Origin of the sequence: Lysinibacillus sp. NPDC094177, from assembly GCF_050279145.1 — a bacterium.
In the GTDB taxonomy this organism is placed as follows: Bacteria; Bacillota; Bacilli; order Bacillales_A; family Planococcaceae; genus Lysinibacillus.
In genome coordinates, this window is the sequence record NZ_JBNNTW010000005.1 from 181,195 (window position 1) to 197,861 (window position 16,667).

Below are 16,667 nucleotides of genomic sequence, written 5' to 3' on the forward strand. Positions count from 1 at the left end.
TTATCCCCATCGAATCGTAATAGCTCCCCAGACATAGCCAATTCCTGCACTAACAAGTGTAACGATATCTCCATCGTGGATACGGCCTTCTTCTAATGCCAGCTGCAATGATAATATTTGGTCAATCTGTCCGATATGACCATACTCTTGTAAGTAGATGGACTGCTCCTGCTCTAAGCCGAGTTCAGATAAAATATAATCATGAGCAGATCTTTTCATATGAAGCATCGCTAAATAGCTAATATTTTCCTCACTTAATCCACTTTTCGCTAGAGATGTTCGAATGACCTTCAAAAAATTGCTTAAGGATTTTTGCTCTAAGCGCTCCTTCATTCCAATCGGATCGATTACATCGAGCTGATACAAATTATTTTCTAAATCAGAAGACGTCAATGGTTTTTTTGTACCACCGACAGGCACAACTACATCTTCTGAGAACGAGCCATCCGTCATAATATCCGCCTCTAATAAATGATTTTTGTCATAGTTTTTTTGTAAAAGGATGGCACCACCACCAGCTGCTAAATTGTACATAAAGCGCGTTCGAGGATTGCTGTAATCGATAAAATCAACATTTCGATAGCCACCTGCTAGGAGTACAGTATGAATAGTATCATCCGAAGCCATTAAGCTTTTCGCTAGTTTTAGTGCCATAATGGTCGTGCCGCACCTTAATTGCACATCAAATGCCCATGCATTTACGGCCCCGAGCTCCTCCTGCATTTTTATCGAGGCAGTCCATAATGGATACTCCTTATGCTCCTCTCCCATATAAATCACAACATCAATGTCCTTTGGGTCAATATTAGCCTTGCGTATAGCGTCCTGTGCTGCCCATATACCCATTTGAACCGTATGGTCATGCTCACCAGGAATAGGCTTTTCATAGATGCCCATTTTTTGTCGAATAATTTCCTCTGGAATATTTGAAAGCGCCGCAATTTCTTTAGATGTCATTTTCGTTTGCGGAATATAGATTCCTGTACTTACGATGCCTACAGTCATTCAAATCGCTCCTTTTCCTGCGGCAAGGCAACCGATGATTGATCTTTTTCCTTGTGCTTTAATCGCCATTTCCAAAACATCATACGCAGTGACCCAATAATTCCTTTTGGGAAAAAGATAACAGCTAAAATATAAATAATCCCAAAGAAGATAATCCAGCGTTCAAATATTGGATAATCACGAGCTAACCCTGAAAGTGCATGCTGTGCATATTCAATAACAGCAGCTCCTAATAATGATCCAACTAATGTGCCGACACCGCCAATAATCGTCATTAATAATGCATCTAACGTAATGTCCATTGTCATCACACTCGTATTGACAAATCGTAGTGACACAGCATATAAGGAGCCTGCTAAGCTGGCAACAGTTCCTGCGACAATTGATGCAATCACTTTATAGTACAAAGTATTGTAGCCTAATGATTTTGTTCGTTGTTCATTTTCCCGAACAGCAATTAAAATTCGACCAGTCGGCGAGTTAACGAAGCGATATAGCGCAATAAAAATAACAACTAAGCATGTTAGCACAAAGAAATAAAACGTCATTCGATCTCTAAATATTTCTGGTGCTCTAAACGTAAAACCATCATTTCCGTATGTGACAGAACGCCATTTTTCTGCCACTACTAAAAATAGTCCCGAAAAGGCTAATGTCAACATCGCAAAAAAATGACTTTTTAATCGAAGTGTCAATAATCCTACTAAAAAGCTAATGAACCCTGCTAGTATCATGCCAAATACAATAGATAAGAAAAATGTCGAGAGTGTTGGCTCCATTTGTTTCAGCATGACAGCCGTTGTATAAGCACCTATACCAAAAAACATCGCATGCCCGAACGACACAATACCTGTATAGCCAAGGAGAATGTCATAGCTCATCGCTAAAATACCGAAAATAAAGATTTGAGTTAATAAAATAATGAGCGTCCTTGAATTATTGACGAAAGGGAGAATCACTAAAATAGCTAACATTAGTAAAAAGCATAAATGCTGCAAAGAAAGCTTCATTTTCATGTTGATCTCTCCTTTCTCATAGCAAATAAACCTTGTGGTCGGAATATTAAGACAACGGCCATTAAAATCATATTGACCGCGAGCGATAGCACCGGCACATAATAAGCCATAAAGCTACCTGCTAAACCGACTAATATAGCTGCCAGTAGCGAGCCCGAAAAACTGCCCATGCCTCCGATTACGACAACGATAAAACCTAAAATCGCATACTCCATGCCCATTTCCGCATAGATAACACCTGAATACGGAGCCATTAACATACCACTTAGCGCTGCTAATGCCGCACCAACCATAAAAACATATAAAAATACCCGCTTTATATGAATGCCAAGAGCCTGTGCCATTTCTTTATCCTGTACACCAGCTCGAACGATTAGCCCTATCTTCGTCTTCTTTAACATGTATTGGAAAATACCGAAAATGATAAAACCTACTACAATAATAAATAATCGATATTTAATGATAATAACGTCTCCAATTTCCCAGCTGCCTGATAAGTAACTCGGCGTTTTCACCGCTACACCATTTGGACCAAAAACAACTTTAATCATCTCTTGCAGCACGAGCATCAGCCCTAATGTAATTAAAATTTGCTGAATATGATTGCCATACACAGGTGTAATAATTAATTTTTCTGTAATAAGTCCTAATAAAGCACCTGTTACGACGGCACCTACAATGCCAATTAGAAAGCTCTCTGTAAACATATACGTAAAGATCCCAGCATAAGCCCCCCAAACAAATAAACCACCATGTGCAAAGTTCAAAACATCCATTAATCCAAAAATTAGCGTCAGACCGGCCGCCAGTAAAAAAATTAACATACCAGTTGCAAGGCCATTAATGACTAAATTGACGAATAGCTCCAATAAAGTACACCACCTTTATCCGATTCCAAGATATTTTCTTTTTAGTTCTTCATGATGGATAAGATCCTGCATTTTACCTGAATGAACTGTTCTACCATCATCAATCAATGTATACGTATCGCCAATTCGGCTCGCCATCATAAAATTTTGCTCTACAAGTACGATGGACGTTTGCTTTTTCATTTCAACGATGGCCTCCATTACTTTCTCTACCACTATGGGCGCCAGTCCTTTAGAAGGCTCATCAATCAACATTAACTTACTATCATTGATAAATGCCCTTGCCATGGACAGCATTTGTTTTTGACCACCCGAAAGATGTCCACCAGCCTTCTTCCAAAATTTCTTTAAATCAGGAAACAGCTCCAGCACATAATTTTGTCGCTCTAAAGTAGCAGTATCTTCTTTCCGCATGGCCACTTTCATATTTTCCTCTACGGTTAAATCTGCAAAAATACCTTGATTTTCAGGTACATAGCCTATACCTAATTTTGCAACTTTATAGGTTGGGTTTTTCTTAATAGAATGTGAGCGAAATTCTACCTCTCCCTTTGAGGCAGGCGTTAACCCCATAATCGTTTTTAAAGTGGTCGTTTTTCCTGCTCCATTTCTGCCAAGCAGGACACTTACTTGCCCCTCCATAGCCTCAAAATTGACCCCCTGCAAAATATGGTATTGACCGATAAATGTGTGGACATCATTTAATTTCAGTAAGGTGTTCATCGTACAGACCTCCTAAATATGCATTTTGTACGGTTTCGTTTTTCATGATGTCCCCTGGTGTTCCATCTGCAAGAAGCTGGCCATTAAACAGCACCATAATCGAATCCGACAAATCTAAAATCATATCCATTTTGTGCTCAATGAGGAGAATGGTTTTATCACCCTGTTTTTTTATGGTGCGAATAACATCTAAAATTGTCGGCACCTCCTCTAAGGACATGCCTGCCGTTGGTTCATCAAGTAAAAGAATTTCTGTATCAAGCGCTAACAGCATTGCTATCTCAAGCTTTCTCTTTTCCCCATGGGACAGCATTGTCGTCAGGGCATCTCTTTTGTTGTCCAGCAATACTAGTGTTAATAGCTCTTCCGCTTGTTCTGTAATCGCCTTATAGTTTTTATAATGGCGAAATAATTGGTAACGAACTTTCTCCTTGGATTGCACAGCCAAACGGACATTTTCTAAAACTGTTAAGTTCGGAAAAACATTCGTAATTTGAAAAGATCGCCCTAGCCCCATTCGGGTTCTTTCAACTGATGATTTTTGCGCAAGTGATTGTCCCTTGAAATAGACATCCCCGGCAGTCGGCTTTAACTCTCCACTAAGCAAATTAAAAAAGGTTGTTTTTCCGGCTCCATTTGGTCCGATAATTGACTTTAAATGCTTTTCCGGCATATTAAAATTCACATGGTCGACAGCTGTGTGTCCACCAAAACGAATGGTTAAGTTTTCTGTTCGCAAAATGGGTTCCATCGTATTCTCCTTTCTAGTACTTCTATCTCTCTTCACCCATTTTCATATGAAAGTGGGTGAAGAGAGACAGAAGAATATCTGTCTCGTAATTTCACTTATTCATGATCGGAGGTGCTGTTTCTTCAGGGCTAAGCTCACGAATTAGTACTGGTACTGGATAATCTACACCATCTTGTTTTTCAAGACGGATCGAATACATCGACTGTAATGCTTGATGATCTTCTTTTCGGAAAGTCATCTTTCCTTTTGGCGTTTCAAATGACATTCCTTCCATAATGCCGATAAGTTTTTCCGCATCTGTATCGCCATTTGATTTTTTCAGAGCATCTACAATTGAGATTGCTGCAGACATGCCTCCTGGCGTAAATAAATCCGGAACTTCATTAAAGCGTTTTTTATGTTCCTCTACTAACCATTTATTCACATCATTTTGTGGTAACGTATGATAATAAACTGAGAACCCTTCCATACCAATTAACGGATTCATAAATTTCAATGCAATAATATCTGGTGCACCCGTAGAAATTTTAATGCCCTTTTCTTGAATTTTTAAATCTGCAATTTGATTCCACGGTGAGTTTGCTCCAGCCCAAACAACAAATAAATAATCTGGTTTTGCATCAATTACTTTTTGCAAATTGGACGTAAAATCAGTTGCTGCCGGATCAGCATATTCCTCTAAAACAATTTCTGCTCCTAGTTTTTCCGCAGCAGTTTTAAAGGCCTTTACCCCATCCAAGCCAAAAGAATAATCCGGCGCAAATGTTGCGATCTTAACACCTTTTCCTGCGATCGCTGCCGCTGCAGCATAAGCATCCTGAGAAGAATTTCGACCTGTTCGGAAAATATATTTATTAAATTCTGAGCCCGTAATACTATCCGCTACCGCAGGCTCCACCACCATAATCTTTTGGTATTCTTCCGCAAGTGGTAGAACAGCAAGCGTATCACCTGAGCTAGAAGAACCTACTAAGAAATCAACCTTGTCATTTTCTAATAGCTTTGTCGCTTTTTGTACTGCAACCTCAGGCTTTGTTTCTGTGTCTTCATAGACAATTTCTATTTTCTTACCATTAACCTCCATCGTACCGCCTGTAGCATAATCAATCCCTAATTCAAAACCACGCTGTGTTTGTTTCCCATACGACTCAAGAGCACCAGTCAATGACGCAAGCACGCCAATTTTAATAGTACCCCCTTCCTCAGTAGTCCCCTTCGTCTCATCCTTTGAAGCCTTACCACCTGTTGAACTATCCTTCGACCCCTCTGAATTACAAGCCACCATCAACATTGTCAGCATCAATAAAAACAAAAATAGCCAATGCTTCTTCATCCCATATCCCCTTTCATAATGAGTTAAATAGAAAGCGCTTTCGTTGTAATATCATCACTATATAAAATACCAGTTACAAATTAGTTACAAGAAAGTTGGGGCAGTTTACTGAGCCAACTTATCTCTGTCACGAAAGTGAAGCGAAGCGTAGCGTAACGGCAGCGACAAAAAATCTTTAATGAGCTGCCCTGTAGGGGAGCTCATTTTTTTGCTACGAAAGTGTGTTTTTTTCAGGGGATGAAGGTTTATCGAAACAGTTTTGAGATTTATCGAGAACTTTTGATTGTTTATCGACCAACTTTATCGATTTATCCACCAACTTTATTGATTTATCCACCAACTTTATTAATTTATCACCCAACTTTCGAAAAATATCGACATTTACCTTCATGCACGCTATCTGACCGCACTAATATCAAAAAAAACGCGAGAAATCAATGTTTCTAAATTGATTTCTCGCGCTTTTAAGATTTTGACCAGTTTTGTCCTAGCCTCTATTCATTTACCCTATGCATATCTATACTTCTTAGCAATCGACTTATTTCAAGTAAAAGTATATTCAAACCTAACCAAACTCCTCCAAAAACAAAACCAGCAGTAATGTCGCTTGGAAGTTCATCGTTAAAATACAAATGACTGATTGCGATTAGTATTAATACAACTAGTCCAGTAACTGGAACGAAAGTGTGAATCCATCGACTTTCAACAAATCGAACAACAATAAAAATTGCGAAACCATAGATGATAAAATTCATTAAGGTTTGTTCGTTTGGAAAATGGTTTTGGAAAATTCTTCTTAAACCTTCTTCATACAGCTCTCCACCAACAAGAACTATCAAAAAAGAGCTTATTTCCATTAATTTATTTTGCCCCTTCAATAAAATCAAAAATAGAGTAAAAATAATCACAATACAAAGAACTAGTCTCGAACCCATTAATGAGAATATGTGCATAGCCTCTGACCAATTCTGGTTGAAAATTAACGGCATTAACATACTCACAACCTGGTTAAAAGCGGTAAATTCATTACTAAGGAAGTCTTCTATCATTCCAATCATTAAAATGATTAGCCCTAAAGTCAGTATTAAAGTCAGTGCTAATAGAAATGCAACTTTCCTTTTCGTATGGAATATTGTCAAAGTTACGTTTAATAGTTCGGTGGCCGACTCTATAATGAGGGCTTTGTTTTTTTTGAATAGGAAATAAACGATAATAATAATTGCAATAGCTATTCCACCAATAATGAGGTATTTTTTAATTGAACTGTGAAACATTTCCCATTGTGGCCCCAATATTTTACCGAGTGAAATAAATACTGTCACCCAAAGGAATGCCCCAGTATAGGCAAAAATAGCATAGGTTCTATAGGGAAGTCTGGTAATCCCAGAAAAGTATCCTGTAATATGTCTAATTCCAGGAATAAAAAAGGCGATAATCAATAGTTTATTGCCGTATTTGCTGAACCACAAAGATGTACTTTCTAATCGTTTTGGCCCTAAATGAACTCGATAACCGTATTTTTCAAAGAAAGGTTTTCCTAATTTATAACCTATCCAGTAGGAAATAGTCATCCCTAAACAAGATCCAAAGCCAGCTATTAATATGCTTAATATCCAATTTAAATCTCCTTTGTAAACAAGAAATCCAGTATAACTCATTAGCACTTCTCCAGGTAATGGGAGTGCGAGTAATTCTAGTAAAAGTGCTATAAATAATACAATATATCCAAATTGATCGATATATGCTGTAACATCGCCCATGGATCGTCGTCCTTTATTATTTTTTAAAAAGTCTTATCCGCCAGAAGCTTTAACTTTCAGATGATTATTTGTTTTGCTATAGATAAGTTAAGACCAGTTCCTCCTGTTTCCCGATTTCTTGCTTTATCCCCTCGAAAAAACGTTCAAAAATATGATTCATTTCATGTCGAAGGATTACTATACTATAATCTTTTACACGTATAATGGCAATTTTTATCTATATAAATCCGTATCTTATCATGATTTCACCATCTATTTCACTTGTAACAGCACAGATTACATCAAACGATATTAGTAAAGAAAATGGTTGGAATTAAATCTCCTAACCATCTTCTTTTTAGATTTACAGGAGAAAGAACAACATTTAACCTCTTTCTCCACCAACATCATGTGGTGGTTTTCTACCCTAGGGCCCAAGCGCATTGTCTAGCTGCTTATCGCTATTAGTTAAAAATCATAACTATATAAAAATACGTTAAGTTTTTCCTTCATTGAATCAAATTCAATTTCTTTTACATCTATACGATCGAAGTTTTGACTATCATAATATCCATAGTTACATCTAGTATCTGTATACAAATATAAAGATTTTACATCCATACTTTCCATATAATCAAACAAATGATTCATGAGAGCCTTTCCAACCCCAAGTCCTCTGGATTCCCCCGAGACAATGAATAATTCTATACAACCTTGAAAGTCATTTTCTTTTGCGTGTATCAGTTCTTTATATGCATCTTGAACCTTTCCAAATTCTTTCATGAATTTTTTATTTTCCTTATTAGTCATGAGTACTTTAAGTATAGAATAGGTAAGACTGAAAATATTATGAGCTTTCTTTAAACGGTTTTTGTCTTTTTTTGAATTGCCCAAAATAATACCAATAACCTTATTGTCTTTTTCTGCTACTTCGCTAAATGAGCTCTCTAAAATACAGCCGTGTAGATAGATGTTTAATACTGAATCTAAAAATTTCTTATCCTTAATAAACTCATTGAAACCAAATGCTTCACCAATCAATTCTTTAACGGATTCATAATCTTCTTTAACTAGACTTCTGTATATTACTTTTTCCATGTTTAAAAACTCCCTGTTATATAAGTAAATTTATTTAGTATTTCAGTGTAAATACCTTATTATGATATTAAGGTCTCCCCTAAGAGGAGAGTCAACGATTCTGTAAGGAAAAACATAAAGGAAGTGATTTAGGTGCAACATTTATTTCCTATTGGGGAAGTTTCGAAAATGAAAGACATTACAATAAAAGCCTTAAGATATTATCATAAAATGGGGATTCTTATTCCAAAACAAATTGATGAAACAACAGGTTATAGATATTATTCTATAGATCAACTTATTCATATAGATATTATAAAAAGCTGTAGAGAGTTAAACACAAGCATAGTCGAACTTCAAGAAATTTTTAAGAAATGTGATACTGATGAATTACTAGCATTTTTACAAATAAAAAAATATGAAGCAGAAGTAAAAATAAAGAAAATGCAGGAAGTCATCAAAACCATTGATAACTTAAATAGGAAGGTAGAAACTTCTAAGGATATCTTAATAAACGATGAAATAACCATTCAGTTCTTTGAACAGCGTTATGTAGTTGTAGCGCCTTGTAACGAAGTGGGAAGTTTACAGGAGTTACTTTACTATTCTGCCTTAGAGAAAATCATTCAAGACAAAGGTGGAAAAATGTCCATGGAAAGAGGGATCCTATATAGCGTTAATGCAGACTGGAATGTAGTACCCAGATATGTTTTTAGTAAACTTCAAGGCAACGTCACTAAAGAAGATGAACAAAATATAAAAATATTACCCAAAGGAAAATATTTAACTCTAGCTTATAGTAAAGAAAATGAAGAGGAATATATAAGTAAAATCATTAAATGTGTAAAAGAGAATAATTTAAACGTTAAAAGCTTCATTGAAGTGGAGTTATATAACGATTTCTTTAATACAGAATCTTATAGTTGTCAAATTCAAATATATATTGAAAATAATGAGGCAGTTAAATGTTAGGATTATGGTGAACCGTATCTTTAATAAGACCAAAACAAACTGGGTTCATCACCAAAAGTTAGTGATGAGCCATTATTAATCTAGTATACCGGCATCAATCCTATTGGTATTAGTGAATTTACTGTCCAAGATTATGTTCGATCTGACATTCGCAAACTTGATGCATTCAATCGGTACAAGGAGTAGCTGAAGCATTACGTAGAAGTCTTGTTCAATAAAATCATTTTGCACAAAAGCAATAATGAAGTACTTACGCTAGATTAATAGCTTTCAATTGGTTCATAGTTAAAAAATGTACCCTAAAATTAGATAACACCGCTCTGGTTTTTAGGGTCTCTTCCAGCGTAGTGACTTTTATTTGTGGGATATCTATAAATAGACAGAAAAAAATCCATTAAATATTGATTATTCATGGATATTATTCTGTCTATATTTGTTTGATTCATAAAAAAGAAAAGCATTTCAATCGATAAATGCCTTTACTCTACCCTATCCAACCATTCATGCATAAGACTATTAAACAAATTCGCTTGTTCAATTTGCAAGTTATGCCCAGCCTTATCTAAAATAGTGAAGGTTGCTCTTGGGAATTTATCTAAAATGGCAAAAGCGTCCTTATAGCCAACCATAGAATCCTGTTTGCCTAACAAAAATAAGCAAGGCTTATCAAATGAAATCTCATCTACAGGAAAAGAAAAACTATAGCTTTCTTGGATTTTTTCTAAAAATTCCACATCCGCATTTTCTATAGCTGCTAACACTTCATTTGTATAACGATGACAATTATATTCATCTAAAACAACTAGATGTGAGCTAAAATCTTCAAGTTCCTGTTTCGTTAATGTCGATAAAAACTCTTTATCCGCAGAGACAATACATTGTTCTGGCACAGTTCGACTTTGTTTATCTGGAATAATCAACGGACAAATAAACGTAGCCCCTAACATTTGTTCATGATACTCTCTCATAATTCCACGAACTAAATATCCACCATAAGATTCTCCTACCAATAAATAACGTTCATTTGGTAGTAAGGTATGAATTAATTCTATTACGGCCTCGAGCATTTCATCTGAGTTATTGATCTTTTCGTAGTCTGTCGTCTTGCCCATTCCTGGAAGATCAATATAAATTCGTTTCCAGCCCTCCCTTTCTGCAAAAACGGGCTCCATACATCCCTTCATTAGTCTATGATCAGGCGAATATCCATGGAGCATGACGATTGGTGTTCCAGTCCCAATAACTTCATAGTAAATATTCGCCTTACTTACTTTACAAAATGACATAGTAGTTCCTCCAATTTTTATTAGAAAAAATTATTGATTAATATATTGTTCATCAAAAGTTGCCATGGCTTTTTTCTTATAAGAGCCGGTTGATTGGAGTGGAGACTGGGCGACTCCTTGGGGATTAGCGATAGAGGAACGAAGGCTAAGAGCATCACATCCTGTGATAACGCCTTCGTGACCAACATCGGTGCTGCTGACGCTGCGTTAGCACTACGCTTTCGCGCAAAAAACATCTGTTGGCCCGAGACACTGGAACGAGCATCGCGAGTGAAGCGGCTCATCGGACGCCCCCAGGAAGCTCTGCTCTGCGCGAAAGCGAAGCGTCAGCGGCAAATGTTTTATCTGTGCGAAAGCGAAGCGACAGCAACAAATGTTTTATCTGTGCGAAAGCGAAGCGACAGCAACAAATGTTTTAACTGCGCGAAAGCGAAGCGGCAGCGATAAAAGCGCCCAGTCGGAACGGAAACCAACCCCACGTTATGGTAATGCCCCAAAAATAACCAATCACAAAATATACACTATCCCATTATTAAATCATAAACAACCATCGTCGATTCCATCGGTGTTGTATTTAGTTCTCTTTTTAATTGCTGCACACATTTTTCATACCATTTTAACGCAAGGGAGCGGTTTTGTAATTGATAGTAACTATACATCAATAACCGATAGCCTTCTTCCCATAATGCATCCTCACGAATTATTCTTTCCGCATAAAAAATAGCTTGCTTATAATTTTGTTGTCTCGTTGCATTTTGTGCTAATCTTTCCAGTACTTCAATATACATTGATTGTAGCTTTTCTCGATCCTGTATGAGCCAATCTAACTGCTTCTTTTCAGCATAAAGCACATCCGTATAGCTCGTTTCGGCAAGATGTAGCCATTTGTTTGACAATTGTGGGTCGATCTCCACCATCCCTAATTCATAAAAATAGAGAAAGCGTTCGACATCGATATGCAGGAAATGAATATGCTGTAATTGGTACATATTATTTTTGCGCTGAATGAAAAAGCTTTCTTGACGCGCATTTCTATTTGGCTCAAGAACCTTTAATAACGTATTCAACACAACTTTAAAATCCCGATCTAGTGAATCAACATTCCGCTCTGGCCATAATGCCTGTGCAATCTCTTCCTTTGGCGTAAAGCGGTTACGATGACAATATAAATAGACGAAGAGCTCCTTCGATTTATCGCGCTGCCATTCTTTATCCTCAAGCTTGCGATGCTTTCTTATTAAATCTAGACTTCCTAAAAAATTCACCTGCACTTCCTCATGCGGATAAACCATATTGTCCTCAACTTGAAAATAGCTGCGCATCGTCAAAATAGCAGCATTTTCCCCAGCACACTTTCTACTAAATTGTAAAAGCTCAAAAAAAATCATCCTATTTGGTGGACCGAGAATGGTTTTCCTCTGTAAAAAGTAGTCGTAGCCATTTGTGATGCATAACTGTGCAAACTGCTGAAAATAATGATTGAATTGTAGAGTATTATTTTCTTTGAAGGCGATCACAGATTGAAAGAATAGTACATGCATTTCACCATTTTGATCGCCACAGTCGTGGAATAGTCGCTGAGCCTTCATTAATAATTGGCGTGCTCGTTCAAATTCATGTTGAGAAAGAATTATTTTCACTTCAGCAATTAAAATAAGGGCAGTCATCCAAGCATCTTGTACTTGCTCCGTTTCCTGTAAGCCAAGTGCTACATACTTTTTTGCTGAGATTATATCTCCTTGCGCATGTTTGACAATCGCTAGTCCCATGTATGGCTCGGCCTTCACACGAGAGATATTAATAGTATTCATTAAAGAAAGTGCTTTCTCATAAGCATTACAGGCCCCATGATAGTCAGGGAAATCTATTAATAGTAGAGCATGTGCCTTGCGAATATAGCCAACAGCCTCAATAAAAACCGATTTTTCACGTAACCCTCTACGAATCCCATGCTGAGCGGCATACCAAGCATCCTTCCCTAACCCTAATAGCGCATAGACAAATGATGCTAACAGCTCACTCTCTCTATGAGTCGCTACAAGCTGTGGTGGTAATTCCAATCTCTTCGTTAGCAGTTCCTTTGCTTCTAGTAGCTGCCCTGTTCTTAACAATATTCGAACATCGACATTTGCTCTTTGTAGCACTTCCTCCGTTAAAGCAACCTCATCAGTAAAAATTTGTGCTCCTTTCGCCTTTCCTAAATTCACTAAATTTTCTGCATACTGACGTTGTAATTCAAGTAGCTCCTCTCCGTTTAACGGTGTATGATTCGCTAACTCTAATGCCCTTTTTAAATGTGGCTCTGCCAATGCTGGCTGAATGGTATCAAGATAAATATGCGCTAAACCTGCCTGCGCTTTCGTCATAAAGAGAAAATCATTCTTACATTTAGCGATGTTTGCACATTTTTCATAGGACTGTTTCGCTCTTTCATAAAAAGCACGATAGCGGTGGCACTCACCTTCAAAATAACACAATTTGTAATATTCTGTTTTTTTACCCGCTGTAAATCGATTTATTTTTTCTAATAACCACTCAAATTGCCCAGCACGTATTAGATTTTCAGCATGATTTTGTAATAGCTCACCACAAAAATCCTGATCATTCGTTTTAAATGCATGATGAAGAACAGCTTGTATATTGTTTTGTTTTACATAATACAATGCTGCTTGTTTATGCAATGCAATATACTGTGAAGCATTTTGTTGCCATTTTAACTCTAAAAATCGACAGAACAAGGCATGAAAACGATATAACCCATCCTTTGTGATAGGTTGAATAAATAAATGCCGCTGTACAAACAGTTTTAACGCCTCTACTATTTCTGTACCATAAAATTGTGTAATAAACTCCTCTGAGAAAGTGGGGAAAATCGCCAGCTTTAATAATGCCTCTTGCTCGAATGTAGACAACTTAAGGTAAACTTCCTCCGATAAATAGGTGAAAAGATCATTAGTAGAGATATTTAGCCAATGAGTTAATGTCTCATTGTTCCATTGCTCCGCTAATAAAGAGATGCTAATTGCCCAGCCCTCTGTAATTTCCAAAACCTTAGATATTTCATCTTCTGTTAAATGTACAGATACATAATCCTCGAAAAAGACAGCGATTTCCTCTGATGAAAATGCTAATTCTCCTTCTGAAATAACGAGTAATTTCTTTTGTAGCTTTAATCTTCTCGTAATATCCCAATTTGGTAACGTTCTAGAGGCGATAATAAAATGAACATTCGGTGGTGCAAACTCAATTATTTTTTCCATCACATAATTAATATGAAATTCATGATCAACAAGATGGTAGTCATCAATGACAATTAAAATCGACTCTTCGATTTCACATAAACTATTGACAAACAGCTTAAACCAACGATTAAGTTCCTCTATTTTCGGAAAACGAGATAATCGATTCCATGCATCAAATTCTTGACCGAAGCTTGGAACAATTCGTGTGATACTAAAAAATAAATGCCTTAAAAACGGCAATATATTATCATCTTCCTCGGACACACTATACCAGGAAAATTTGCTTGATTGAGCATGTAGAAATTGTGTAAGGATTGTTGTTTTACCATATCCTGCTCCACTATGAATAAGAGTACAAGTATGGTCTAGGTTTTTTTTAAAAGTTCTCATTAATGTAGCTCTACTAATACAGTGATTGGACGGACTCGGTGGAATACATTTTGATTGAATAATAATGTCTGTGGTCATTTGGTGAACCTCCCCCATTCAACTGGTTATGTAAGGTTACTAAATTTGAAGCTTATAAAAATATCAGGAGCTGTGATTAACCATTATTATCTACTTATGCTTTGAAGGCGCTGATTTCAACTTAAGGATGCTATTTGCTAAAAATGGGCATAAAAAAGCAACATAAAAACACCTTTAGAATAGTCAAATTATCAATAGTTTACCATATATTATATGTTAATTTATAGAATTCAATGTAGGTTATAAATAGTGTTTGATTTACACATCCGATAATAAAGCTTGATCATGCAAACAATTCAGACTCAACATAAAAAACTATTAGTTTAATAAAGGTTGTCACTATTAGGTATAGGGTAGATACTTCCTCCAATACTTCCAGGCTCCCATACAACAGCTGGTTTCTTCAATATTAAAGTGCGACCTAAGTTACCAATTTTTAAAACAAGCATTCATAGAAAAATGTCAACAAAGCTTTTCGGAGACTTTGTTGACATTTTAAGATACATCTCTTGCTATGACCACTTTATTTTTAGCTATTTATCTTGCGCATCATTAAATTTAATTCATCTGCCATTGTTTGTAGTTCATTCACGACTTGATTTAATGATTGCGTTGACAGGTGTTGGTTTTGTGCAGCATTTGCAATAACGGATACACTCTCTAAAGAGGCTTGATTAGATTTTAAAATGCTTTTAAAGATGCTATTTGTGTCACTAGCATGACTAGCAACGAGTTGTGTAGCATCTGAAATTAGCTCTATTTCATCCTCCACTTCTTGCATAGAACTTAAAATGACATGAAATAAATCCGCATTGCTGATGATGGTAGTATTTCCAATATGAATCTCGTCCAATCCTGACTCCATTTTCTCTGCAATTTGTTGTACCTGTAAGTCAATGTTTTGTAACACATTTTGAATTTCTATAGTTGATGTCGTAGAATGTGTGGCAAGTTTTCTTATTTCATCTGCTACAACAGCAAAACCCTTACCATGCTCACCTGCACGAGCTGCTTCAATGGAGGCATTTAAAGCAAGAAGCTTTGTTTGCTCTGAAATTTCTTCGATTTCATGTAAGGATTGATTAATTCGATGCGATTGATTTGCTAACTCTACAACTAAATCATTAATCGACTCAATTGATTCTGTTATGACTTTCATCTGTGTCGAAACTTTATAGATCGATTTTTCGCCTGCTGAAGCTTGCTGTAAACTATGCTTTGCCCTTGTTGCCACTTGGTTGGCACTTTCTTGAATATGCCTAAATTTAGCAAGAAGTTCCTCGTTTTTAATAACACCTTTTTGCAGCTCGGAGGATGTCAGTTTTAAATCATCTTCATTACCTCTAATAGCAGCAGTAATATTATGGCTAGCAGTCGTCATTAACTTTGAGTCCTTCGCTAGCGCATTCGAATGCTCGTTTACAACTAAGCCAACATGCTGCAACTCCTTTAATAATTTTTGCAATTCTGCAGCAGATTCCTCTTGATGCATACGCAAATAATGTTCATTCTTTTGTGTTTTCCGGATAATAATAATCGTTGCAGCGCTAGTTAAAATTAAAAATACTGCATGAATCATTAGCAATGTAAACAAATAAGAATCCGTTCCACAAATGAGCTCAGGGAAAATAAAATAACCAGCTAAATGCTGAATGGCAAAAAGAGTTGTACTCACTAAAACTAAGCGAACATTTTGGAATGTACCGATAAAAGCCAGTACCATAAAGATTGAGAAGTGATACTCGACTAATCCGTTACCCGATGCAATTATGGCAATACTTCCAAATGTCAATGTTAACATTAGTAAAAAAGGTAAGTGGACACTTTTTTTGTTTTTTACATATAATATCCAAGAGGCTAGACATAAAAAAATGGGAAATAGAAGTAATATTAATAAAGAAATTGTATAAGAAGCTGATGTATCTATGTAGCCATTTAATGAGATTGTATGCTCCTCTAAAAAATTATAACTTTGATGTATTACATATACAATAATCGCAAGGACAACCACAGCAGTTGTAATTTTTAAAATAAGGCTATTTCTTTCCAACAAAACTTTTTCTTCGTTCAATTATAACACCCTTTATATTTTAATAATTAGAATTATTTTCATACAAAAGCTATTATCGGCTATCTGCACTAGATATTTTATAATAATTATTAAATAGAAACAATTAAACTAAAGA

The 16,667-nt window shown here is 36.2% G+C and carries 12 protein-coding genes and 1 pseudogene; 1 reads left to right on the plus strand and 12 read right to left on the minus strand.

Annotated features, from left to right (window positions below):
- The 9 genes and pseudogenes from ACQKNC_RS10690 to ACQKNC_RS10730 form a co-directional block, all read right to left on the minus strand.
- Nucleotides 1-1,005: a 3-oxoacyl-ACP synthase gene (locus ACQKNC_RS10690; RefSeq protein WP_427424825.1), complete on the minus strand. Its 1,005-nt coding sequence runs from the start codon at nt 1,003-1,005 to the stop codon at nt 1-3.
- Nucleotides 1,002-2,021, minus strand: a complete 1,020-nt coding sequence (locus ACQKNC_RS10695) for a branched-chain amino acid ABC transporter permease (RefSeq protein WP_427424826.1) — start codon at nt 2,019-2,021, stop codon at nt 1,002-1,004. The genes ACQKNC_RS10690 and ACQKNC_RS10695 overlap by 4 nt, the downstream gene beginning before the upstream one ends.
- Nucleotides 2,018-2,890, minus strand: coding sequence for a branched-chain amino acid ABC transporter permease (locus ACQKNC_RS10700; protein ID WP_427424827.1), 873 nt, complete (start codon nt 2,888-2,890; stop codon nt 2,018-2,020). Before ACQKNC_RS10700 ends, ACQKNC_RS10695 begins: the two co-directional genes overlap by 4 nt.
- Before the next feature lie 15 nt (nt 2,891-2,905).
- On the minus strand, nt 2,906-3,613 hold the full coding sequence (locus tag ACQKNC_RS10705; RefSeq protein WP_427424828.1) for an ABC transporter ATP-binding protein: 708 nt from the start codon (nt 3,611-3,613) through the stop codon (nt 2,906-2,908).
- Complete coding sequence (locus tag ACQKNC_RS10710; protein ID WP_427424829.1) at nt 3,588-4,364, minus strand: ABC transporter ATP-binding protein; 777 nt, start codon at nt 4,362-4,364, stop codon at nt 3,588-3,590. Before ACQKNC_RS10710 ends, ACQKNC_RS10705 begins: the two co-directional genes overlap by 26 nt.
- Before the next feature lie 91 nt (nt 4,365-4,455).
- Nucleotides 4,456-5,697, minus strand: a complete 1,242-nt coding sequence (locus ACQKNC_RS10715; protein ID WP_427424830.1) for a substrate-binding domain-containing protein — start codon at nt 5,695-5,697, stop codon at nt 4,456-4,458.
- A 494-nt stretch (nt 5,698-6,191) separates the two neighbouring features.
- Nucleotides 6,192-7,457, minus strand: coding sequence for a VTT domain-containing protein (locus ACQKNC_RS10720; RefSeq protein WP_427424831.1), 1,266 nt, complete (start codon nt 7,455-7,457; stop codon nt 6,192-6,194).
- Nucleotides 7,458-7,522: 65 nt separating this feature from the next.
- Nucleotides 7,523-7,611: pseudogene (locus ACQKNC_RS10725) on the minus strand (hypothetical protein); the annotation flags it as partial.
- 293 nt (nt 7,612-7,904) lie between these two features.
- Entirely contained in the window at nt 7,905-8,534 is a 630-nt protein-coding gene (locus ACQKNC_RS10730) for a GNAT family N-acetyltransferase (RefSeq protein ID WP_427424832.1), read from the minus strand.
- Between the two features lie 132 nt (nt 8,535-8,666).
- On the opposite strand from ACQKNC_RS10730, the gene ACQKNC_RS10735 reads away from it, so the two are divergent.
- Complete coding sequence (locus tag ACQKNC_RS10735) at nt 8,667-9,485, plus strand: MerR family transcriptional regulator (protein WP_427424833.1); 819 nt, start codon at nt 8,667-8,669, stop codon at nt 9,483-9,485.
- A 479-nt stretch (nt 9,486-9,964) separates the two neighbouring features.
- Here the strand turns inward: ACQKNC_RS10735 and ACQKNC_RS10740 are convergent, their stop codons facing one another.
- The 3 genes from ACQKNC_RS10740 to ACQKNC_RS10750 all read right to left on the minus strand — a co-directional run bounded on the left by ACQKNC_RS10740 (nt 9,965) and on the right by ACQKNC_RS10750 (nt 16,552).
- Nucleotides 9,965-10,771: an alpha/beta fold hydrolase gene (locus tag ACQKNC_RS10740; protein WP_427424834.1), complete on the minus strand. Its 807-nt coding sequence runs from the start codon at nt 10,769-10,771 to the stop codon at nt 9,965-9,967.
- 521 nt (nt 10,772-11,292) lie between these two features.
- A complete protein-coding gene (locus ACQKNC_RS10745; protein WP_427424835.1) occupies nt 11,293-14,481 on the minus strand; it encodes a BTAD domain-containing putative transcriptional regulator in 3,189 nt (1,062 codons plus the stop codon).
- Nucleotides 14,482-15,010: 529 nt separating this feature from the next.
- Nucleotides 15,011-16,552, minus strand: a complete 1,542-nt coding sequence (locus tag ACQKNC_RS10750; RefSeq protein ID WP_427424836.1) for a methyl-accepting chemotaxis protein — start codon at nt 16,550-16,552, stop codon at nt 15,011-15,013.
- Nucleotides 16,553-16,667 lie beyond the last annotated feature (115 nt).

Coding starts and splice junctions, on each gene's coding strand:
- ACQKNC_RS10690 (WP_427424825.1), bottom strand. CDS start 1,005: ATGACTGTAGGCATCGTAAGTACAGGAATCTATATTCCGCAAACGAAA.
- ACQKNC_RS10710 (WP_427424829.1), bottom strand. CDS start 4,364: ATGGAACCCATTTTGCGAACAGAAAACTTAACCATTCGTTTTGGTGGA.
- ACQKNC_RS10705 (WP_427424828.1), bottom strand. CDS start 3,613: ATGAACACCTTACTGAAATTAAATGATGTCCACACATTTATCGGTCAA.
- ACQKNC_RS10720 (WP_427424831.1), bottom strand. CDS start 7,457: ATGGGCGATGTTACAGCATATATCGATCAATTTGGATATATTGTATTA.
- ACQKNC_RS10715 (WP_427424830.1), bottom strand. CDS start 5,697: ATGAAGAAGCATTGGCTATTTTTGTTTTTATTGATGCTGACAATGTTG.
- ACQKNC_RS10745 (WP_427424835.1), bottom strand. CDS start 14,481: ATGACCACAGACATTATTATTCAATCAAAATGTATTCCACCGAGTCCG.
- ACQKNC_RS10695 (WP_427424826.1), bottom strand. CDS start 2,021: ATGAAAATGAAGCTTTCTTTGCAGCATTTATGCTTTTTACTAATGTTA.
- ACQKNC_RS10730 (WP_427424832.1), bottom strand. CDS start 8,534: ATGGAAAAAGTAATATACAGAAGTCTAGTTAAAGAAGATTATGAATCC.
- ACQKNC_RS10740 (WP_427424834.1), bottom strand. CDS start 10,771: ATGTCATTTTGTAAAGTAAGTAAGGCGAATATTTACTATGAAGTTATT.